General features: G+C 70.6%; 12 protein-coding genes, 2 tRNA genes and 1 other RNA gene. 10 read left to right on the forward strand and 5 right to left on the reverse strand.

Features of this window, described 5'->3' with window-relative positions; all coding sequences use genetic code 11:
• Window positions 1–27: 27 nt before the first annotated feature.
• The 5 genes from IPJ59_RS05790 (at window position 28) to IPJ59_RS05810 (ending at window position 5749) form a co-directional block, all read left to right on the forward strand.
• Complete coding sequence (locus tag IPJ59_RS05790; RefSeq protein WP_293249179.1) at window positions 28–1026, forward strand: hypothetical protein; 999 nt, start codon at window positions 28–30, stop codon at window positions 1024–1026.
• 39 nt (window positions 1027–1065) lie between these two features.
• Window positions 1066–2301 (forward strand): aspartate aminotransferase family protein, encoded by a 1236-nt coding sequence (locus tag IPJ59_RS05795; RefSeq protein WP_293249177.1) that lies wholly within the window; start codon window positions 1066–1068, stop codon window positions 2299–2301.
• Entirely contained in the window at window positions 2298–3032 is a 735-nt protein-coding gene (locus IPJ59_RS05800) for a TlpA disulfide reductase family protein (protein ID WP_293270090.1), read from the forward strand. Before IPJ59_RS05795 ends, IPJ59_RS05800 begins: the two co-directional genes overlap by 4 nt.
• 45 nt (window positions 3033–3077) lie before the next feature.
• Window positions 3078–4499: an MATE family efflux transporter gene (locus IPJ59_RS05805; protein WP_293249171.1), complete on the forward strand. Its 1422-nt coding sequence runs from the start codon at window positions 3078–3080 to the stop codon at window positions 4497–4499.
• 119 nt (window positions 4500–4618) lie between these two features.
• Window positions 4619–5749 carry a hypothetical protein gene (locus IPJ59_RS05810; protein ID WP_293249168.1) on the forward strand — a complete coding sequence of 377 codons (1131 nt, stop codon included), beginning with the start codon at window positions 4619–4621 and terminating at the stop codon, window positions 5747–5749.
• 104 nt (window positions 5750–5853) lie between these two features.
• Here the strand turns inward: IPJ59_RS05810 and ffs are convergent.
• The 3 genes from ffs to IPJ59_RS05825 all read right to left on the reverse strand — a co-directional run bounded on the left by ffs (window position 5854) and on the right by IPJ59_RS05825 (window position 6192).
• An RNA gene (gene ffs / locus IPJ59_RS05815) (signal recognition particle sRNA small type) lies at window positions 5854–5941 on the reverse strand.
• A gap of 23 nt (window positions 5942–5964) precedes the next feature.
• Window positions 5965–6049: transfer RNA gene (locus IPJ59_RS05820), tRNA-Ser, on the reverse strand.
• Between the two features lie 55 nt (window positions 6050–6104).
• Window positions 6105–6192 (reverse strand) — tRNA-Ser (locus tag IPJ59_RS05825).
• 163 nt (window positions 6193–6355) lie between these two features.
• On the opposite strand from IPJ59_RS05825, the gene IPJ59_RS05830 reads away from it, so the two are divergent.
• From IPJ59_RS05830 to IPJ59_RS05840, 3 genes are all read left to right on the forward strand, one after another.
• Complete coding sequence (locus IPJ59_RS05830) at window positions 6356–8413, forward strand: thioredoxin domain-containing protein (protein ID WP_293270092.1); 2058 nt, start codon at window positions 6356–6358, stop codon at window positions 8411–8413.
• A gap of 8 nt (window positions 8414–8421) precedes the next feature.
• Window positions 8422–8703 carry a hypothetical protein gene (locus IPJ59_RS05835; RefSeq protein ID WP_293249162.1) on the forward strand — a complete coding sequence of 94 codons (282 nt, stop codon included), beginning with the start codon at window positions 8422–8424 and terminating at the stop codon, window positions 8701–8703.
• A 69-nt stretch (window positions 8704–8772) separates the two neighbouring features.
• Window positions 8773–9819 (forward strand): photosystem P840 reaction-center cytochrome c-551, encoded by a 1047-nt coding sequence (locus tag IPJ59_RS05840; protein ID WP_293249160.1) that lies wholly within the window; start codon window positions 8773–8775, stop codon window positions 9817–9819.
• 13 nt (window positions 9820–9832) lie between these two features.
• Here the strand turns inward: IPJ59_RS05840 and IPJ59_RS05845 are convergent, their stop codons facing one another.
• Complete coding sequence (locus IPJ59_RS05845; protein ID WP_293270094.1) at window positions 9833–10741, reverse strand: prenyltransferase; 909 nt, start codon at window positions 10739–10741, stop codon at window positions 9833–9835.
• Between the two features lie 146 nt (window positions 10742–10887).
• On the opposite strand from IPJ59_RS05845, the gene IPJ59_RS05850 reads away from it, so the two are divergent.
• Both IPJ59_RS05850 and IPJ59_RS05855 read left to right on the forward strand, forming a co-directional pair.
• The gene (locus tag IPJ59_RS05850) at window positions 10888–11907 is read left to right on the forward strand and encodes an ArsA family ATPase (RefSeq protein ID WP_293270096.1); all 1020 of its coding nucleotides are present in this window, start codon (window positions 10888–10890) and stop codon (window positions 11905–11907) included.
• Entirely contained in the window at window positions 11904–13049 is a 1146-nt protein-coding gene (locus tag IPJ59_RS05855) for an ArsA family ATPase (protein ID WP_293270098.1), read from the forward strand. Before IPJ59_RS05850 ends, IPJ59_RS05855 begins: the two co-directional genes overlap by 4 nt.
• Here IPJ59_RS05855 and gloB read toward each other — a convergent pair.
• Window positions 13046–13798, reverse strand: a complete 753-nt coding sequence (gloB, locus tag IPJ59_RS05860; protein ID WP_293249148.1) for a hydroxyacylglutathione hydrolase — start codon at window positions 13796–13798, stop codon at window positions 13046–13048. The two genes, IPJ59_RS05855 and gloB, sit on opposite strands and share 4 nt — an antisense overlap.
• Window positions 13799–13809 lie beyond the last annotated feature (11 nt).

A 13809-nucleotide genomic window follows, 5' to 3' on the forward strand; every position in this document is an offset into this window, starting at 1 on the left:
GCGTTCCCAGTCCGCGCTGCTCCGGTGGTGCTCTCCGGGCCCGCAGAATCCGGGGCCATCGACCCGGAGGTCCCGGTCGCGTCGTCCGCCTCCGAACCACAGCCGTCCGAGCAGCAGGCCGAGGCCCGCCGCCTGTTTCGTCTGGCCAAGGAGCAGTTCAACGCTGCCGAGTACGCCGCGGCTGCGGGGAACTTCGAGGCCTCCTTCGCCGCTGCGGAGTCGCCCGAGGCGGCCTACAACGCCGCCTTGGCCCACGACAAGGCCGGCGCCCGTCTGGCCACCATGACCTGGTTTCGCCGTTACCTCGGCTACGAGTCGAGCACCCGCGACACCGGCTATCCGCACGCGCTGCGGCGGGTCGAGGAGCTCCGTGCGCGGCTCGGCGAGCTGCGCCTGCAGGTCGACAGTAGCGAGCCAGTGCGCGCCGTGCTCGTCAACGGCGAGCCGGTAGCGATGACCGATTTTCCGCAGCTGGTCGAGCCGGGACGCATCGCGGTGCGCTTGCTCGGCGACCGGCCTGACGCGGTCGCTGACATCCCCGTGGAGGTCGCGCCTGGTGGCACCTGGACGATCCACTTTACTGGCTTTGCGCGGACCCCTGTCGAGCCCGCACCGCGGCCCGATCCCCCGGTCGTGCGGCCCGAGCCCACGCCAGTGCCCGACCCCGACGCGGCCCGACGACGGCGTGCCCTCGGCGCTCTCGCCTGGACTGGCGCTGGACTCACGGCGGCCAGCGCCATCACCATGGGCGTGGTCGGTGGCCTCGCGCTGCGCAAGCAGGCCGCATGGGAGTCGCACCTCTGTGGCCGCCACGTCTGCGCCGACCAGTACGTCGCCGCCGAGTCCGACGCCGACGCGCTCAAGGGCTACGTCCGCGCCACCAACGTGCTCATCGGCGTCACCGCCGGGCTCGCCGTGATCACGCTCGCGCTCGGGGTCGCGGCGCTGCGCGAGCGACAGAAGGCCCGCGATGCCGCCAGCGGGCGCCTGCGCGTGACCTTCGCCGGGCTCCAGCTCGCCTTCTGAGGCTTGCATCCCACGCGCGCGCCTGCCAACACTTCCCCCATGCAAGACCTCCGGTGGCCGACCTACGCGCTCCGCGGCGTCACCCTCGAGCGCGCCGAGCCGCACGAGCGCGGTGGCCTGCGAGTCATCGACAGCGAGGGTCGCAGCTACCTCGACGCGGTGAACGGCGTCGGCTGTGCGCCGCTCGGGCACGCCCACCCGCGCTGGATCGCCGCCATGCACGCGCAGATGCAACGACTCAGCGCCGCCGCCAACAGCTTCACCTCGGGCCCGCAGCAGGCGCTCGCGCGTCGGCTCGCCGAGCGCTTCCCGGTCCGCGACGCCCGGGTCTTCCTCGGTAGCTCCGGCACCGAGGCCACCGAGGCCGCGATCAAGCTGGCTGTCCGCGCCACCGGTCGCAGCATCATCGTCGCCTTCGAGCGCGCCTTTCATGGGCGCAGCCTCGGCGCCCTCTCCCTCACCGCCAACACCGCGTACCGTCACCCCTACGTGCGCTGCATCGGTGAGTCCGAGCCGGCTGATCCCTTCGCCGTCGCCCAGGTGCTGCGTCTGCCCTGGGGCGACCTCGCGGCCGCGCGGGCCGCCTTCGCCGCCCACGGTCCGCGCATCGCCGGTGTCTTCGTCGAACCCGTGCAGGGCGAGGCCGGCGTCTTTCCAGCGACGCGCGAGTTCCTCGTCGGGCTGCACGGTCTGTGTCGCGAGCACGGCGCGCTGCTCGGCGCCGACGAGATCCAGTGCGGCAGCGGTCGCGTCGGCGCGTGGTCGGCCTGGTCTCGCATCGTCGGCGACGACCCGGCCCTCTACCCCGACATCCTGTGGCTCGCCAAGGCGCTCGGCGGCGGCATGCCGATCGGCGTGTGTCTCGCCGCGGGCGAGCTGGCAAAGGCGATGGGCAAGGGCACCCACGGCACCACCTTCGGCGGCAACCCGCTCGCCTGCGCCGCCGCGCTGGCGACCTTCGACATCATCGAGTCCGAGGGCTTGCTCGCGGCGGCGGCGGCCCAGCTCCCGACCTTGCAGGCGCTCGCTGTGGCCCAGCCGCACGCTCGCGTGCACGAGGTCCGCGGTCTCGGAGCGATGATCGGCGTCCAGGTCGGTCGCCCCGGCGAGCAGATCGGCAACGCGATCGGCGATCGTCTCATGCACGACCACGGCATCCTCGCTACCGTGTGCAGCGGTCACACGATCCGCCTGCTCCTACCCTACCGCGCCGGCGAGCCCGAGCTGCGCGAGTTCTGGCGGGCCCTCGGCCGCGCCCTGGAGGTGTCCGCGTGACCGCTGCTCGTCTCTCGCTGTGTTTGGTGATCACCGTCGTCGCGTGCAAGCCAGAGCCCGCCGTGCAGCTCCCCGAGCCCACGCCGCCCGCCACCACACCTCCGCTCGAGCCAGCGGCGATCACCGACCTCTCGCCCGACCCAACCTCCGCTGTCGAGCCACCCGCGACCGACCCCCCGGGTGAGCCCACGCCCACGCCGAACACCGCCAGCGAGCCCACGCCTGCACCGATCGCCAGCGCGAGCGATCCGCTACCCGCCGCGCTCCACACCAAGATCGACGCGAAGTGCGGCAACGATCCCGGCGTTGGCACGGCCGCCAAGCCCTTCACCCTCAAGACTCCCGACGGCAAGGACATCAGCCTCGCGAGCTACCGCGGCAAGGTTGTCCTCCTCAACTTCTGGGGCACCTGGTGTAAGCCATGCCTCAAGGAGTTGCCGGAGTTCGACCGTCTGTACCGGCGCTACCGCAAGCACGGCCTCGTGCTCATCGCCATCGCCACCGACACCGAGCCGGCGAAGGTGCAAGAGTTCGCGACCCAGCGCAAGCTGGCCGCCAAGCTCGCTCTCGGCGGTGAGCCGCTCGCCGACCAGTACGAGAGCGGCAACTTCCCGTTCTCCTTCGTGATCGACGCCAAGGGCCAGATCCGCGGCTCATACCGCGGCTACAAGCCCGAGTGCGCCGGCAAGCTGGAGCAGGACATCCGCACCCAGCTCGAGCAGCGATCGTAGCGCCCGCTTGTCGGCGCCCGGCGCATCGCTTACACATCGCGCTCTGTGCAACTGACCGACCTCGGCGACGCGCCGCCACGCCTCTTCAAACTCGGCCTCGAGTTGCCCCTGGTCCGCCGCGTGCTCGCGCTCGGCAGCTGGGTGATGCTGGCGATGATCACCCAGTTCTTCGTCAACGCCGCCGACAACTTCATGGTCGGGCGCCTCGACGACCACACCCTGGCGACCGCCTCGCAGGCCGCGCTCGGCCTGGGCATGCCCTTCTTCTGGGCCGTCGGCGGCTTCTTCTGCGCCGTCGCCTTCGGCACCCAGGCGATGACCGCCCGCCGCTTCGCCGAGGGTGAGCACGCCCGGGCCGGCCAGGTCCTGTGGAACTCGCTGCTAGTCGCCACCCTCGCGGGTCTGTTCGGCGGCGTGTTCGGCTGGCTCATCACCCCCGGCGCGATCGACTTCCTCGCCAAGGCCAGCCCGGAGCAGGCCGAGCTCGGGACCACCTACGCGCGCATGCGCATGCTCGGCGTGCCGGCGATGGTCCTCACCTTCAGCTACAAGGCCTTCTTCGACGGCATCGGCCGCACCCGCGTGCACCTCTACGCCGCGCTGGTGATGAACCTGCTCAACATCGGCCTCAACTACCTGCTGATCTACGGCGCGCCCGCGCTCGGCATCCCGGCGATGGAGCTCAAGGGCGCCGGCCTGGCCTCGGCGATCAGCACCTACGTCGGCCTCTTCATCATGATCGGCATCAGCCTCGGCCCGGCCAGCCGTCGCTACAATTTCTACCGCTGGGCCCACACCCGCTGGGCGATCGTCCGCGACATCGTGCGCCTCATGTTGCCCTCGGGCTCGGCCACCGTGATCTTGATGGCCGGCTTCATGCTGTTCATGCGCTTCGTCGGTGAGCTCGACGCCGAGGCCGGCGGAAACACCTACTCCGCCGCCACCAAGGCGCTCATGGACACCGCCTCGCTCTGCTTCATGCCGGTGATCGCCCTCGGCACCGCCACCGCCACCGCCGTCAGCCAGAGCCTCGGCGCCGGCAAGCCCAACCTCGCCGCCCGCTACGGCTGGGAGTCGGTGCGCCTCGGCGTCTACGCGATGTTCGTGATCGCCACCATCTTCCTCCTGTTCCCGCAGGAGATCCTCCGCGTCTGGGCCCCGAACGACCCCGCCGTCGCCGAGGCCGGCGCCGCGGCCGTGCGCATCGTCGCCGCCGGCCTGCCCGCCATGGTCGCCGGCCTCGTCCTCTCGCAGGCCCTCTACGGCGCTGGCGCCAACACCTACGTCATGGTCGTCGAGGGGGTCCTGCACTTCGGCGTGCTGGTGCCCCTCGCCTGGCTCCTCGGGCCCAGGCTCGGCTACGGCCTCGAGGGCGTGTGGCTCGCGGCCTGCCTCTACACGAACCTCATGGGCCTGGCCATGGCCCTCAAATTCGCCGGCCGCAGCTGGCGCAGCATCCGTCTCTAAAAGGCCCTTCGAACCTTCGCCGGGGCCGCCCGTTCGCCCGTGACACCCCTCGCACACGCGCGCCCACGAACCACGCCTGGTTTTGCCGCTTGCGCGACGGTTTCGCTATAGTACGGCCCATGCGTCCTGGTCTCGTCTTGCTCGCGTCGTCCCTCGTGTTGCTCCCGTCCGTAGCCGCGGCCAGCCCCTTCGCCCGCGTCCATGCCTTGCAGGGACCACCCACCAGCTCCGCTCCGGCCACGCCGACCTCGTCAGACCCGTCGCTGCAGCCGACCAGCTCGAAGGCCCCGCCCTCCAAGGACCTCGTCGAGCCGGCGCCCACGCCCGTCGAGCAGCCCAAGGTCGAGCCCGAGCCCGAGCCCGAGCCCGTGATTCCGCCGCCGCCGGCCCCCGAGAAGTGGAACCGCCACGGCATCGGCATCCGCGGCGGCATCACGGTCATCCCCACCTTCGCCGTCCGCGGCTACGTGCAGAGCCTGACCAACGCGATGTGTCGCGGCAGCAGCATCCCCTCCGGTGCGCTCGGCGACAAGCTCACCCGCGTCGGTGGCTGCAACTTCTACATCGGCGCCGAGTACATCTACCGCGCGTCGAAGGTCCTCGACATCGTCCCGGCCGTCACCTACGCCCGCATCAAGGCGCCCGACGGCCTGTGGCTCGACGACAGCGAGACCGACCCGATCACCGGCAAGCCCAAACTCGGGGCCGCCGACTACACTCAGGTCAACTTTAGCCACGTCGGCCTGCAGGTCGACTTCATCGGCCGCGGCACCCTCATCAAGACCGCCGACTTCGCCTGGCAGCTCGGCGGCGGCGGCGGCATCGGCCTCGGCATCATCACCGGCTTCGGCTTCCTGCAGACCCCGCTCGGCAACCCACCCGGCAGCCCCAGCGGCAACACCTGCAGCTCGATCGACGACTTCTCCGACTTCACCAAGTGCACCCCGCACTACCAGGACATGGAGGCCAACGGCAAAGCCTCGCCCGCGCAGGGCACCCTCTCGCTCGACAGCGAGGCCGGCGGCAACCCGTTCCGCTTCGCCAAGTGCACCAAGGACGGCTGCAACGGCGCCGACCTCGACGCGCTCGGCCGCAAGAAGGGCGTCAACCTCCCCGTGATCCCGATCGTCAACCTGCTGGTGACCACGCGCTTCATCATCAAGGACACCTTCGGCATCAACATCACCGGCGGCTGGCAGACCGGCTTCTACTTCGGCGGCAGCCTGCAGTACTTCTTCGGCCCCAAGTGAGCCGTCGTCGCCACGCTTGAGGGTCCCAGGGACAGGTCCGCTCGGCCTGTCCCTTCGTACATGTCTGATCGGACAGCGCCACTCGGGCGGCCCTTCGAACCAATAAAGGTGCCCCGAGCACCCGTTCTCTCGTTACCGTTGCTACCTTCCGGTCCTGGCGGGGTTGGCGAGAGAGCCGTCGCTCGGGGCATAAGATCCGGCGCTAGAGGCCGGAGCGGAGAGGGAGGGATTCGAACCCTCGGTAGCTTTCGCTACACATGATTTCCAATCATGCACCTTCGACCACTCGGACACCTCTCCTTGGTCGCAGGCTTCCTGATTTACGAAGCTGTGGCTCTGTAGTTGACAGGAAGCTTGGCGGAGAGGAAGGGATTCGAACCCCCGGTGGCTTTCGCCACACCTGATTTCGAGTCAGGCACCTTCGACCACTCGGACACCTCTCCAGTGGTCGGCCCTTCCGGCCCGACCGAGCGGGGGCGGACCATAGCAGAATTCCCCGAACCCCGAAGACCCCCACTTGAGGGATGTCTCACGCCTTCAGGGGTGCCTGCACACGCCACGACAGGCAAAACCGGCCATAACCGGGCCGACCGCCGGGAGAAACGCGTGAATCGACTCGCCGAGACCACCAGCCCGTACCTTCGCCAGCACGCCGATAACCCGGTCGACTGGTACGCGTGGGGCCCAGAGGCCTTCGCGCGCGCACGCGCCGAGGACCGCCCGGTGCTGCTCTCGGTCGGCTACGCCGCCTGTCACTGGTGTCACGTGATGGCCCACGAGTCCTTCGAGGACCCGGAGACCGCGGCGCTGATGAACGCCCGCTTCATCAACATCAAGGTCGACCGCGAGGAGCGGCCCGACATCGACGCGATCTACCAAAAGGTCGTGCAGCTCATGGGCCAGGGCGGAGGCTGGCCGCTCACCGTGTTCCTCACCCCCGACCAGCGACCCTTCTTCGGCGGGACCTACTTCCCGCCGCTGCCCAACTACGGCCGCCCCTCGTTCCGCCAGGTCCTGCTCGCGCTCAGCGACCTCTGGCAGCAGCGCCGCGGCGAGCTCGACCAGCAGGTCGAGAACTTCAGCGAGGGCATGGCCGACCTGGCCCGCCTCGCCGACGAGGACAGCCGCCAGGTCTCGGTCCAGCACAGCCTCGCCGACGCCAACGCCCTCGACGAGGCTGCCCGCCACCTGCTCCTCAAGGTCGACGGCGAGTGGGGCGGCTTCGGTCGCCAGCCCAAGTTCCCCAACCCCACCGCGCTCGAGCTGCTGCTGCAGGCCAGCCGATCGCCCGCGATCGACGTCGCCGAGCCGGCCGCCACCGCGGTTCTCCATACCCTCACGAAGATGCATCGCGGCGGCATCTACGACCACCTCCGCGGCGGCTTCGCCCGCTACAGCGTCGACCGCGTGTGGCTGGTGCCGCACTTCGAGAAGATGCTCTACGACAACGCCCAGCTGCTCGGCCTGTACGCCGAGGCCAGCCGCGTGTGGCCCGATCAGGGATTCCTGCGCGACGTGGTCGTCGAGACCGTCGCCTACCTGGTCGATGACATGCGCGACGCCAGCGGCGGCTTCCATGCCGCCACCGACGCGGACAGCGAGGGCGTCGAGGGCAAGTTCTTCTGCTGGACGCCGGCCCAGCTGTGCGAGGTGCTCGGCGACTCCCAGGCGGCCGAGCTCTTCGCCGAGATCCACGGGGTCACCGCGGCCGGCAACTTCGAGCACGGTCTGTCGATCCTCCACCTCCCGCGCAGCCTCGCCGATCAGGCCGCCACCCGCGAGCTCTCCGAGCCCGCACTGCGCGCCCGCCTCACCCCGCTGCGTGAGCGCCTGCTCGCGCACCGCTACACCCGCGTGCCACCGCTGCGCGACGACAAGCTGCTCACCGCCTGGAACGCACTGGCCGTCTCCGGCCTGCTCCGCGCCGTCGAGGCCGCCGAGTCCTGGGACCGCCCCGAGCTCGCCCGCGAGTGGCTCGCCCTCGCCGAGGCCGCCACCACCTACCTCGTCGAGCACCACATCACCGCCGACGGACGCGTGCTGCGGGCCGCCTTCGCCGGTCACACCCACACCCGCGGCTACGCCGAGGATCTCGGCGCTCTCGCCCGCGCCTGCCTCGACCTCCACGAGCACACTCTGGTCCCTCGCTGGTTGCAGTGCGCCCGCGACCTCGCGCACCACGCCCTCACTCATCACGCCAGCTCGAGCGCCGGCTTCTACATGACCGCCGATGACGGCGAGGTGCTGATCGAGCGCAGCGAGTGCGAGCACGACTCGGCGCTCCCCAGCGGCCTCGGCCTGCTCGTCGAGGTGTTGCTGCGCCTCGACCTCAGCGACGCTGGCCCGCCCGGAGCTCGCGCGACGGCCGAGGCGGTGATGCACCGATACCGCGGCGCGGTCGCCCAGCCCTTCGCCTACGCCAGCTTGCTCACCGCCTCACGCCACGCCACGCAAGCGGCGGTGCACGTCAAGCTGCTCGCCGAATCGCCGGCCGCCGCGGCCGATCTCGCGCGTCAGGCGCGGGCCGAACGGGCTGGCCTCGCGGCCCCGCTGAGCCTCCACTACGTCCACGCCGAGGGCCTCCCGGCCGCGATCGTGTGCCGCGGCCAGACCTGCAGCCTCCCGCTTCAGGACCCCGGTGCCCTCGTGTCGGCGCTACACTGACCCGCGACATGCCTTACGTCGAGTACGCCTGCGAGGGCCGGCTCCTGTTTCGCACCGAGACCACCGAGGACGTCCAATTCGTCCCGCGGATCCACGAGGTCGTCGTCATCGACGACGCGCCCTACCAGGTCGTCGACGTCGAGTACTGGGCGCGGCGCCTCGGCTCGAGCGACCGCCGCCTCGTGTGCCCCACGATCTATGTGATCCCCGTCAGCGCCAGCGAGTGGGAGCAACGCCTCGAGCGCCGCACGCCGCGGGCGCGCGAGGGCAAGCCTCCGGTCCGTTACTGAATCGCGGCGTACTCGACAGCACCCGCCCCGGCGTGCGAGCGTAGCCGCAGGCCCGTGGGCCGCGCGCATATGAGCAGCACTCTGAGCATCGCCCTGGGTCTCGCCTTCATCGTGCTCGGCGTCACGGCGGTGATGCTCCAGGCCTGGCTGTGGGGCTTCCCGATGGAGGGGAACCGCTCCACCGCCCCGCGCTTGTGGACCAACATCCACCGCCTCGTCGGCCTCTCCTTCGTCGCGATCTACATCACGATGATGATCTTCATGGTGCCGCGCCTGTGGCAGTACCAGGTCGAACTGCCGGCCCGCACGGTGATCCACGCGACCTGCGCCATCGTCATCGGCGTGCTGCTGCTGACCAAGCTGGCGATCATCCGCCTGTTCCCCCACTTCGCCGGCGCCTTGCCGGCGCTCGGCCTCGGCCTGCTGATCAACACCGTGATCCTCGGCTCGCTCTCGCTGCCCTACGCATTGCGGGCCCACAGCATCTCCGGCGACACCCTCAGCCCGCAGAACCTCGACCGCGTGCGCGATGTGCTGACCGGGCTGTCGCTGCCCGAGGGCAGCAACCCCGCCGCGCTGGCCACCCCGCGCCGCCTCGAGGACGGCCGAGAGGTGCTCACTCGCAAGTGCACCGTCTGCCACGACATGCGCACGATCCTCGCCAAGCCGCGCAGCGGACCCGGCTGGTACAACGTCGTCCTGCGCATGGCCGAGAAGCCGATCATCATGGGCGACCCGCTCGACGAGCGCGACCTCCCGGTCGTCACCGCCTACCTCGTCGCCATCACCCCCGACATGCAGCAGTCCGCCAAGGTGCGCATGAAGGCGATCAACGACCAGGCCGAGCGCGCCGCCGGGGTCGCCGTGATGCCGATGGCCGAGGACACCGCGGCCGCCCCGGCCGCCTTTGACCTCGCCGCCGCCGAGACCCTGTACAAGGCCCGCTGCACCCAGTGCCACGACCAGGACGAGGTCACCGCCCACGGCGGCGACGACGAGGCCGGCTGGTCCAAGATCGTCAAGCGCATGGTCGAGAACGAGGGCGCCGAGGTCAACGAGGAGGACGCGCGCACGATCGTCCGCTTCCTCGCCGAGACGCGCAAGAAGACCGGCTGACCCAAGAGCCAGCTCACCACAGCCCGCGCAGCACCAGCACCAGACCCCACACAAGCACCAGCAGGTGCCCCGCGCCCGCGGTCAGCAGCACGAAGCGCTCGCACTCCGTCCGGTTCTCGGCGTCCGCGCTGCCGAGCAGCGGCACCGCCATCGCCGCCATCACCAGCGCAGGCGCGGCCACCAGCGCCGTTCCCAAGAGCGACAGCCCGGGCAGCACCCAGCTGCTCATCGCCGCCGCCATCGCCAGCAGCTCGAGCGCGTGCCGCCGCGCCACCCACTGCCCGCGTCGCACCGGATAGCTGCGCTTGTCGCTCGCGCGGTCCGAGGGCGCGTCGGGCAGCGCAGTCAAGATGTTCCCCACGTAGCCGAGCAGCAGCAGCGGCACCAGAGCCGGCCACACGAAGCCCGTGAGCGTCCCGGCCTGCAAGTAGTAGCCCGCGAGCGGCAACACCACACCGATCCCCAGCCCCTGCAGCAGCTCGCCGTGCCCGCGGTACGCCAGGCGCAGCGGCGGATGGTTGTAGGCCCACACCAACAGCGCCGTCGCCAGCGCGAAGGCCGGCGCCCACGGGCGGGATACCACCGCGAGCCCGACGCAGAACAGCACGAACACCGCGAGCATCACCAGCGCCGCGAGGCGCAGCGTCGCCGGTGCGAGTCGCCCCTCCGGCAACACGCGGGAGCCGCCGGAGAAGCGCGAGAAGGTGGTGTTGTGCGCGTCGGTCTCGCGATCGGCGAAGTCGTTGACGAACACGATCACCAGCTGCGCGAGCGTCCCGAACACCCCGGCGCAGTACAGGAGCCCCACGCTGAAGCGACCGAGCACCGCGAAGGCCATCGCCTGGCCGAGCAGCAGCGGCAAGGCGATGTTGATCTGCGCGAGCGGGCGCGCCGCCTGAATCCACGCGGCCGGGTCGAACATTGCGAGGCCCAGGCTAGATCAGCCGCGCGCCGAGAGATCTGCCGCGCGTGTGAGTCGACCGACGCACCGGCCTCGCAGCGCGCGGCCTCTCGTCGCATCGGGTTTGTCTTGTCCACCGACCTGAGCTACCTCCCCGGCTTCACATCGTGTTGTCAGGCCCAGATCCACTTCGTCACCTGCTCGATCGCCGCCTCCTCCTCTTCACCGGCAAGGGTGGGGTCGGCAAGTCGACCGTCGTGGCGGCGCTCGCAGCCGAGGCGGCGGCTCGTGGCTTGCGTCCGCTGATCGTCGAGCTCGGCCACCGCGCGACGATGCAGGGGATCTTCGCCGACATGGGCGCCACTCAGCCGATCGGCCACGAGCCCGTCCCGGTCACCGCCGACCGGACGATCTGGGCCGCCAACCTCGACTTCGAGGCCGCGATCGTCGACTACGTCGCCGACCAGGTGAAGCTTCGCAGCGTCGCCCGCACGATCGTCGGCAACCGCGCACTGCAGGGCCTGTTCCGGGCCGCGCCGGCGGTGCGGGAGATCGTCATGCTCAACAAGCTGCGCCTGTTCGAGCGCGCCGTGACCCGAGGTCGGCCGACCTGGGGCCCGATCCTCGTCGACCTCGACGCCACCGGCCACGCCCTCATGCTGCTCGAGATGCCGCGAGTGGTCGGTGAGCTCCTGGCCGACGGTCCCCTGCGCGGCCTCGTCGACGCCCTCACCGGCCTCTTCACCGACCCGGCGCGCACCCTCCTCAACCTCGTCACCCTGCCCGCCGAGATCCCCGTTCAGGAGACCCTCGAGCTCTACCACCGGCTGCGCCGTGAGCGTGGCGTTCCCTTTGGTGCATTGTTCGTCAACAACGTCCCGGCGTCGGCGATCGACGGCGAGCTGCGCTCGTATCTGCCTGAGCTCGCCGGGCTGGCTGCGCGGGAGGGTCTGCCCGATCTCTCCGCCGACGTGCTGCTCGCCGAGCAAGCCATCGCCCGCGACGAGCTCGTCCTTACCCTGATTGCGCAGATGCAACACGAGGTCGACCTGCCGCTCGCCCTTCTGCCACGTCTCGCGCCGCACGAGTTCGACATCCCCGGTCTCCGGCGTCTCGGGCGCGCCGCTCTCAGCAGCCTCGCGGCCCCGCCATCGCCTGTCCAATGGGACATACAGGAGCAGGCGTGAGCCTCGACGACCTGCTGCATCGCAAGTCGCTGCTCGTGTGCGTCGGTCCGGGCGGGGTCGGCAAGACCACGGTCGCCGCGGCGCTCGCCCTGCAGGCGGCCCGCGCGGGCCGACGCACGCTGGTCCTCACCATCGATCCGGCGCGCCGCCTCGCGGCCATGCTCGGCCTCGACGGCCTCGACGACGCCGTGCGTCCGGTCCCCGTCGAGACTTTGCCCGGCGCGCGGGGTCACCTCGACGCCGCGATGCTCGACACCCGCGCCAGCTACGACGCCTTGATCCACCGCATCGCCAGCGATCCAGAGCACCGCCAGCGCATCCTCGACAACCGCCTCTACCGCGTCATGTCGCGCTCCTTCGGGGCCGCACACGCCTATGTGGCGATGGAGCGCCTGCACGACGTGCTCGGCGCCGGATACGACCTCGTGGTCCTCGACACACCGCCGACCCGCAACGCCCTCGACATCCTCGACGCGCCCAACCGCCTCGCCACCTTCCTCGAGGAGGGCGTGGTGAAGTGGTTCGTGCGCGACCCGGGAGTCGGCCTGCGCGGGCGCCTGCTCGCCCGCGGTGGCGCCGCGGCGACCAGGTTGCTCGGCAAGATCGCCGGTGACGCGCTGGTTCAGGAGCTCGGTGAATTCTTCGCCGTCTTCATGAGCCTGCGGGAGGGCTTCCAGCAGCGCGCCGAGCAGGTCCAGCGGAGCCTCCGCGCCGACAGCAGCGCCTTTGTCCTGGTGTCCTCGGCCATGAGCTCCAACCTCGCTGACGCCCAGTTCCTCCACGATGGCCTGGTCGCGCGCGGCATCCGGGTGCAGGCGACGGTGTTCAACCGCGCCTACGTGCAGCTCGGCGACGACCCCGATCAAGTCGTCACCACCGCGACGCCACGGGCACTCGCACACGCCGCGGGTCGCTATCCAGACGGTGACCCGCGGCGTCGTCTGCTCGCTCAGCTGGATGTCCTTCGCGCGGCGGCGGCGGCGGAGAACCTGGTTGCCGCGCAGGCGGTCGCGCAGTTCGCCGGCCAGCTCGATCCGACATGTCTCAAAGTTCAGGTGCCGAGCTTCGCCCGCGAGCTGCGCGACCTGCCGGCCCTGGCGCAGCTCGGCGATCGCCTGTGCGCCGCGGTCCACGCGGGCTAGCCGCGGAACTCGTCCTTGGCCAGGCGCCGCTCGGCCAGCTCCTCAACCGAGCGAGCGCGCACAAACGGGTTGGTGGCCAACTCGAGCGCGACGGTGGTCGGCGTCGTGCAGATCGGCAAGTCGGCAGCGCGGGCCGTCACCGCGAGGTTGTCAGGCTCGATCGCCGCGGAGAAGCGGAGGTTGGCTGCCGTGTACTCGTGACCGAACCACAGCAGGGTCTCGTGTGGCAGGGCGACCAGCGACTGCAAGCTGGCGTGCATCTGCGTCGGTGAGCCCTCGAACAGGCGGCCGCAGCCGGCCGCGAACAGGGTGTCGCCCGTGAACACGTCGCCCGCGACTGCGTCGGCCCGCGGCGGCAGATACCAGGCGATCGCCCCGAGCGTGTGCCCGGGGATGTACATCGCCTGCAGCGCGTGCCCGCCGACGAGCAACTCCGTGGTGATGAAGCGCTCGGCCGGCGCGTCGACGAACACGGTCTGTCGTGGGATGCGCCCCTCATCGCGCGCGTGCCCGGCAACCCAGACGTCGCGGTGTTGGTCGAGCAGCGTGGCGATCCCGCCGACGTGGTCCACGTGATGATGCGTGGCCAGCACGCCGCGCAGTCGCAGTCCGCGCCGTCGCAGCAGCGCGCCCGGAGGGCCAGGCTCGGAGGGGTCGACCAGCCATGCATCGCCGGTGTCCGAGTCGGCGATAAGATAGGCGTAGTTGTCGCGCAGGCAGGGGATCGGCTCGATGCTCAGCGTCGCCATGGGCCCGCAGC

Source organism: Nannocystis sp. (assembly GCF_016714285.1).
GTDB lineage: Bacteria > Myxococcota_A > Polyangia > Nannocystales > Nannocystaceae > Nannocystis.

Excerpts from the sequence above, each read along its gene's own strand:
- IPJ59_RS05795 (WP_293249177.1), top strand. The coding sequence starts at position 1,066 with ATGCAAGACCTCCGGTGGCCGACCTACGCGCTCCGCGGCGTCACCCTC.
- IPJ59_RS05845 (WP_293270094.1), bottom strand. The coding sequence starts at position 10,741 with ATGTTCGACCCGGCCGCGTGGATTCAGGCGGCGCGCCCGCTCGCGCAG.
- gloB (WP_293249148.1), bottom strand. The coding sequence starts at position 13,798 with ATGGCGACGCTGAGCATCGAGCCGATCCCCTGCCTGCGCGACAACTAC.
- IPJ59_RS05835 (WP_293249162.1), top strand. The coding sequence starts at position 8,422 with ATGCCTTACGTCGAGTACGCCTGCGAGGGCCGGCTCCTGTTTCGCACC.
- IPJ59_RS05840 (WP_293249160.1), top strand. The coding sequence starts at position 8,773 with ATGAGCAGCACTCTGAGCATCGCCCTGGGTCTCGCCTTCATCGTGCTC.
- IPJ59_RS05810 (WP_293249168.1), top strand. The coding sequence starts at position 4,619 with ATGCGTCCTGGTCTCGTCTTGCTCGCGTCGTCCCTCGTGTTGCTCCCG.